Source organism: Kitasatospora sp. NPDC004240 (genome assembly GCF_053603215.1).
This window is the reverse complement of sequence record NZ_JBSGFD010000330.1, coordinates 1-5,887: the sequence shown is the minus strand read 5'-3', so window position 1 is coordinate 5,887 and position 5,887 is coordinate 1. Positions and strand designations below refer to the sequence as shown.

Annotated in this window: 5 protein-coding genes; 1 reads left to right on the top strand and 4 read right to left on the bottom strand. The window is 72.7% G+C overall.

Annotation, left to right across the window (positions count from 1 at the left end):
- A partial coding sequence (locus ACWEQL_RS40430; RefSeq protein WP_452156294.1) for a hypothetical protein occupies nucleotides 1-511 on the top strand: 511 nt, incomplete at its 5' end.
- 77 nt (nucleotides 512-588) lie between these two features.
- Here ACWEQL_RS40430 and obgE read toward each other — a convergent pair.
- From obgE to ACWEQL_RS40410, 4 genes are all read right to left on the bottom strand, one after another.
- A complete protein-coding gene (gene obgE, locus ACWEQL_RS40425) occupies nucleotides 589-2,064 on the bottom strand; it encodes a GTPase ObgE (protein WP_452156292.1) in 1,476 nt (491 codons plus the stop codon).
- A gap of 104 nt (nucleotides 2,065-2,168) precedes the next feature.
- On the bottom strand, nucleotides 2,169-2,426 hold the full coding sequence (rpmA, locus tag ACWEQL_RS40420; protein ID WP_209416555.1) for a 50S ribosomal protein L27: 258 nt from the start codon (nucleotides 2,424-2,426) through the stop codon (nucleotides 2,169-2,171).
- A gap of 12 nt (nucleotides 2,427-2,438) precedes the next feature.
- The gene (gene rplU / locus ACWEQL_RS40415; protein ID WP_030397424.1) at nucleotides 2,439-2,756 is read right to left on the bottom strand and encodes a 50S ribosomal protein L21; all 318 of its coding nucleotides are present in this window, start codon (nucleotides 2,754-2,756) and stop codon (nucleotides 2,439-2,441) included.
- A gap of 226 nt (nucleotides 2,757-2,982) precedes the next feature.
- Nucleotides 2,983-5,887 (bottom strand): Rne/Rng family ribonuclease (locus ACWEQL_RS40410; protein WP_452156289.1); only part of this gene is annotated, 2,905 nt, incomplete at its 5' end.

Below are 5,887 nucleotides of genomic sequence, written 5' to 3'. Positions count from 1 at the left end.
GGCCTCCGGCGGAGCCGCCGCGGGCGGTGCGGCCGGCGGCGCGGGCGCCGCGCCGAAGGCCGCCAACCCGGTGAAGGTCGGCCAGTCGGCCACCGTGGACTTCACCGACAAGCAGAGCCAGAAGAGCGCCAAGCTGGAGGTCACCGTCACGGGCTGGGAGCCCGGGTCGATCAAGGACCTGCAGGCCGCCAAGATCAGCACCACCGGCCTCGAGGGCCGCACCCTGATCTACCTCAACTACGAGATGAAGAACACGAGCGACACCTCGCTCTCCTTCACCGCCCCGGACTCGAAGTTCGTCGCCTACGACCAGAACGGCAAGAACGGCACCTTCGTGATCAGCGCCGCGACGCCGCTCCCGCAGTGCCTCGGCGCGAAGTTCCAGGGCTTCTCGAAGGGCGTCACGGTCAAGGGCTGCAACATCATCTCGCTGCCCGGCAACGCCGTCAGCCAGGTCGGCTACACCGACCTCGCCGACCCGCTGAAGCTCCAGGCCTCCTGGTCCAAGTGACCCCGGCGGCCGGATGAACGGCGACGGCCCCGCCCCCTGTCGCACAGGGAGCGGGGCCGTCGCCGTTCGACGGGGTGTCAGTCCTCGTCATCGCCCTCGACGGCCGACTGACGGCCGCTGGACAGCGCCTCGAAGGCCAGGAACTCGGCCTCGGCCGCGTCCCGGCCCTTCTGCCGCTCGCGACGGCGGTCGACCGCCGGACGCGGGCTGTCCAGGCGGTGGTCCTCACCGCGGCGGCCGAGCATCTCGGCGCCGGCGGCCATGGTCGGCTCCCAGTCGAAGACGACCGCGTTCTCGTCGGGGCCGATGATGACCGTGTCGCCCTCGTGGGCGCCGACCTTCCACAGCTGGTCCTCGACACCGAGGCGGGCCAGCCGGTCCGCGAGGTAGCCGACGGCCTCGTCGTTGGCGAAGTCGGTCTGGCGGACCCAGCGCTCCGGCTTGGTGCCGCGGATGCGGTAGGCGCCGTCCTCCTCGGTGATGGTGAAGCCGGCGTCGTCCACGGCCGCCGGCCGCAGCACGATCCGGGTCGACTCCTCGACCGGCTTGGCGGCGCGCGCCTCGGCGACGATCTGCGCCATCGCGAAGTTCAGCTCGCGCAGGCCCTTGCGGGAGGCCGCCGAGACCTCGAAGACGCGGTAGCCCCGCTCCTCCAGCGAGGCGCGGGTGAGGTCCGCGATGTCCTGGCCGTCCGGCACGTCGATCTTGTTGAGCGCGACCAGGCGGGGACGGTCGTCCAGGCCGCCGTACTCGGCGAGCTCGGCCTCGATGGTCTCCAGGTCGCTCAGCGGGTCACGGCCGGGCTCCAGGGTGGCGCAGTCCAGCACGTGCACCAGCACCGTGCAGCGCTCGACGTGCCGCAGGAACTCCAGGCCCAGGCCGCGGCCCTGGCTCGCGCCGGGGATCAGGCCGGGGACGTCGGCGACCGTGTAGACGGTGTCGCCGGCGGTGACCACGCCGAGGTTGGGGATCAGGGTGGTGAAGGGGTAGTCCGCGATCTTCGGCTTGGCGGCGGAGAGCACCGAGATCAGCGAGGACTTGCCGGCGCTCGGGTAGCCGACCAGCGCGACGTCGGCGACGGACTTGAGCTCCATCACGATGTCGCGGGCGTCGCCGGGCTCGCCGAGCAGCGCGAAGCCGGGCGCCTTGCGGCGGGCCGAGGCCAGCGCCGCGTTGCCCAGGCCGCCGCGGCCGCCCTGGGCGGCGACGAAGCTGGTGCCGTGGCCGACCAGGTCGGCGAGCACGTTGCCCCGCTTGTCGAGCACCACGGTGCCGTCCGGCACCGGCAGGACGAGGTCCTGGCCGTCCGCGCCGGTGCGGTTGCCGCCGGCGCCGGGCTTGCCGTTGGTCGCCTTGCGCTTGGGCGAGTGGTGGTACTCCAGCAGGGTGGTGACCTGGGAGTCGACGATGAGGATGACGCTGCCGCCCTCGCCGCCGTTGCCGCCGTCCGGTCCGCCGAGCGGCTTGAACTTCTCCCGGTGCACGGAGGCGCAGCCGTGGCCCCCGTTACCCGCGGCGACGTACAGCTCGACGCGGTCCACGAAGGTGGTCATGGGGTGTGCCTCCAGTGCGAAATGCGAAAGGTGTTGACCTGGTTAAAACGCGAAGGGTGAGCCGGATCATTCCGGCCCACCCTTCACGACGAGTCCGTTGGGACTCAGGCCTCGGTGGCCACGATGTTGACGACCTTGCGGCCGCGGCGGGTGCCGAACTGCACCGCACCGGCGGTCAGCGCGAACAGGGTGTCGTCGCCACCGCGACCGACGCCCGCACCCGGGTGGAAGTGGGTGCCGCGCTGGCGGACGAGGATCTCGCCGGCCGAGACGACCTGGCCGCCGAAGCGCTTCACGCCGAGGCGCTGGGCGTTCGAGTCACGGCCGTTCCGGGTAGAGCTTGCGCCCTTCTTGTGTGCCATCTCGCTATCCCCTTACTTGCTGACGGAGTCGATGCTCGTGATCCGCACAGCGGTGTGCTGCTGGCGGTGACCCTGGCGACGACGGTAGCCGGTCTTGTTCTTGTAGCGCAGGATGACGATCTTGTCGCCCTTGGTCTGGTCGACCACCTCGGCGTGAGCCTTCACGCCGGCGAGCACCCACGGGTCGGAGGTGACGGCCTCACCGTCGACGACCAGGATGGTCGAGAGCTCGACCGAGTCACCCGGCTTGGCCTCAATACGGTCGATCTCCAGCACGTCGCCGACGGCGACCTTGTGCTGGCGGCCGCCTGCGCGAACGATCGCGTACATGCGGTACCTACTTTCCCTACTCGGTCGGAACCCCCGATGCCAGCCACCTGGGTACGGACACAGGGGCCTCTCCCAGGACTCTTCTCGCGAAGGCCCCGGAAGGTGATGTGCTCGGGAGCATGGCGTAGACACGCCGAGGGTCAAGAATACGGACCGGCCGCCGGAGGGGCAAACCGGACCGTACAGGCCCGGGGGCGGGCGATCGCCCGCCCCCGGGACCGGGGCACTACTCCGCCGCCGAATCACCCTCGGCGGCCGCGGCCTTCTTGGCCGCCGCGCTCGTCCGCTTGGTCGCGGTCTTGCGGGCGGTGGTCTTCTTCGCCGCCGCCGTGGTCTTCTTGGCGGCGGTCTTCTTGGCGGCCGTCTTGCGCGCGGCCCGCTTCTTGGGCGCGGGCGCCTCCTCGGCGGCCGGCTCCTCGCCGGACTCCTCGGCGGCGGCCTCGGTCACCGGCTCGGCGGCCTCGACGGCCTCCGCGGCGGGCGCCTCGACGGCGGCCTCGACCTCGGCGGGCTCCTCCGCCTCGACGACGGGCTCGGCCTCGACGGCCGGCTCGACGGCGGCCTCGACGACCGGCTCCGCGGCGGCCTCGACGGCCGGGGCGGCGGCCGCGAGGGCCGCCTCCATGGCCGCGTCGGCCCGCGCCTGGAGCACCACGATCTCGGCCTCGCCCGGCGCACCGGCCGGAGCCGTCGCCTTGCGCACCGCACGGCGGCGGGTACGGCCGGCGGGCGCCGCGGGGGCGGCCGGGGCCTCGGCCACGACGGGCTCCGGGACGGCCACCGGCTCGGGCTCCACGACCTCGGGCGTCACGACCTCGACGACCTCGACGGGCTCCGCCTCCTCGGCGAGCTCCCCGGCCTCGACGAGCTCCGGGGTCTGCGCGGCCTCGACGGGCAGCGGCTCCTCCTGGCCCGCGCCGCCCTTGCCCCGGCGCCGGCGCTTGCCGCCGCCCTGGGCCGGCTCGCCGGCCGCGTGCACGTGGCCGCCGCCGCCCGCGGCGGTCGGCTGCTCCATGTGCACGATCACGCCGCGGCCGTTGCAGTGCACACAGGCCTCGGAGAAGGACTCCAGCAGGCCCTGGCCGACCCGCTTGCGGGTCATCTGCACCAGGCCCAGCGAGGTGACCTCGGCCACCTGGTGCTTGGTCCGGTCCCGGCCCAGGCACTCCAGCAGGCGGCGCAGCACCAGGTCCCGGTTGGACTCCAGCACCATGTCGATGAAGTCGATCACGATGATGCCGCCGAGGTCGCGCAGCCGCAGCTGGCGCACGATCTCCTCGGCCGCCTCGATGTTGTTCCGGGTGACCGTCTCCTCCAGGTTGCCGCCCTGGCCGACGAACTTCCCGGTGTTGACGTCGATGACGACCATCGCCTCGGTGCGGTCGATCACCAGCGAACCGCCGCTGGGCAGCCAGACCTTGCGGTCCAGCGCCTTCATCAGCTGCTCGTCGATCCGGTAGGTGGCGAAGACGTCCACCTCGGAGGTCCAGCGCTGGAGGCGCTCGGCGAGGTCCGGGGCCACGTTGGAGACGTAGTCGTGGATGGTGTTCCACGCCTCGTTGCCGGAGACGATGACCTTGGTGAAGTCCTCGTTGAAGATGTCGCGCACGACCCGGACGGTCATGTCCGGCTCGCCGTACAGCAGCGCCGGGGCGTTGCCGGTGGCGGCCTTCTTCTGGATCTCCTCCCACTGCTGCTGCAGCCGCTGGACGTCGCGGGTCAGCTCGTCCTCGGAGGCGCCCTCGGCGGCGGTGCGCACGATGACGCCCGCGTCGTCCGGGACGATCTTCTTGAGGATCTGCTTCAGCCGGGCGCGCTCGTTCTCCGGCAGCTTGCGGGAGATGCCGGTCATCGAGCCCTCGGGCACGTACACCAGGTAGCGGCCGGGCAGCGAGATCTGGCTGGTCAGGCGGGCGCCCTTGTGGCCGATCGGGTCCTTGGAGACCTGGACCAGCACGGACTGGCCGGACTTCAGCACCGACTCGATCCGGCGCGGGCCGCCGTGACCGCCCAGCGCGCCGAAGTTGACCTCACCGGCGTACAGCACCGCGTTGCGGCCCTTGCCGATGTCGACGAAGGCGGCCTCCATCGACGGCAGCACGTTCTGGACCTTGCCCAGGTAGACGTTGCCGACGTACGAGGTGGCCTGCTCCTTGTTGACGTAGTGCTCGACGAGCACGCCGTCCTCCAGCACGCCGATCTGGGTGCGCTGGCCGTTCTGGCGCACCACCATGACGCGCTCGACCGACTCCCGGCGGGCCAGGAACTCGGCCTCGGTGATGATCGGCACCCGGCGGCGGCCCAGCTCGCGGCCCTCGCGGCGGCGCTGCTTCTTGGCCTCCAGGCGGGTGGAGCCCTTGATGGACTGCACCTCGTCCGGGTCGAACGACGGCTCGGTGGAGCGGCGGCGCGGCTCGCGGACCTTCACCACCGTGCGGACGCCGTCCTCGGTGGTCTCGGCGCTCTCGGTGGCGCCGGCCTCACCGCTGCGGCGACGACGGCGACGACGGCGACGGGACGAGGACAGGCCGGCGGCCAGCTCGTCGTCCTCCTCGTCGTGCTCGTCCTCCTCGACGGCGCCCTCGGCGGTCGGCTCCTCGGGCTGCTCGGCCTCGGTGACCTCGGCCTCGAAGTCCTCGGCCTCACCGCGACGGCGACGACGGCCACCACGACGGCGACGACGGGACGGACGGTCCTCCTCCCACTCGGCCTCCTGCTCGGGGCCGGCGGCGGACTCGACGGCGGCCCGGGCCTCGGCGGGCTCCTCGACGACCTTCTCGACCGCCTTCTCGGCGGCCTTCTCAGCCTTCTCGGCCGCCCTCTCGGCGGCCCGCTCCGCGGCCCTCTGGCGCGCCGGCGGCTGGACCCGCACGGAGGTGCGGACCCGGCGGCGGCGGCCGACGCCGCTGTACTCGAACTCGTCCTCCTCCGTGGCCGCGGGGGCCTGGGCCGCCGCGGCCGGGGCCTCGGCGACGGGCTGCGGCGCGGCGGCAGCGGACGGGGCGACGTAGGGGGCCGGCTCCTGGAAGACCGGAGCCTGGAAGATCGCGGTGGACGGGCGGACCGCGCGGCGGCGCGCGACCAGCCGGCCGAGACGGACCGGAACAGCCGGGAGGTGAGCGAGTTCTCCG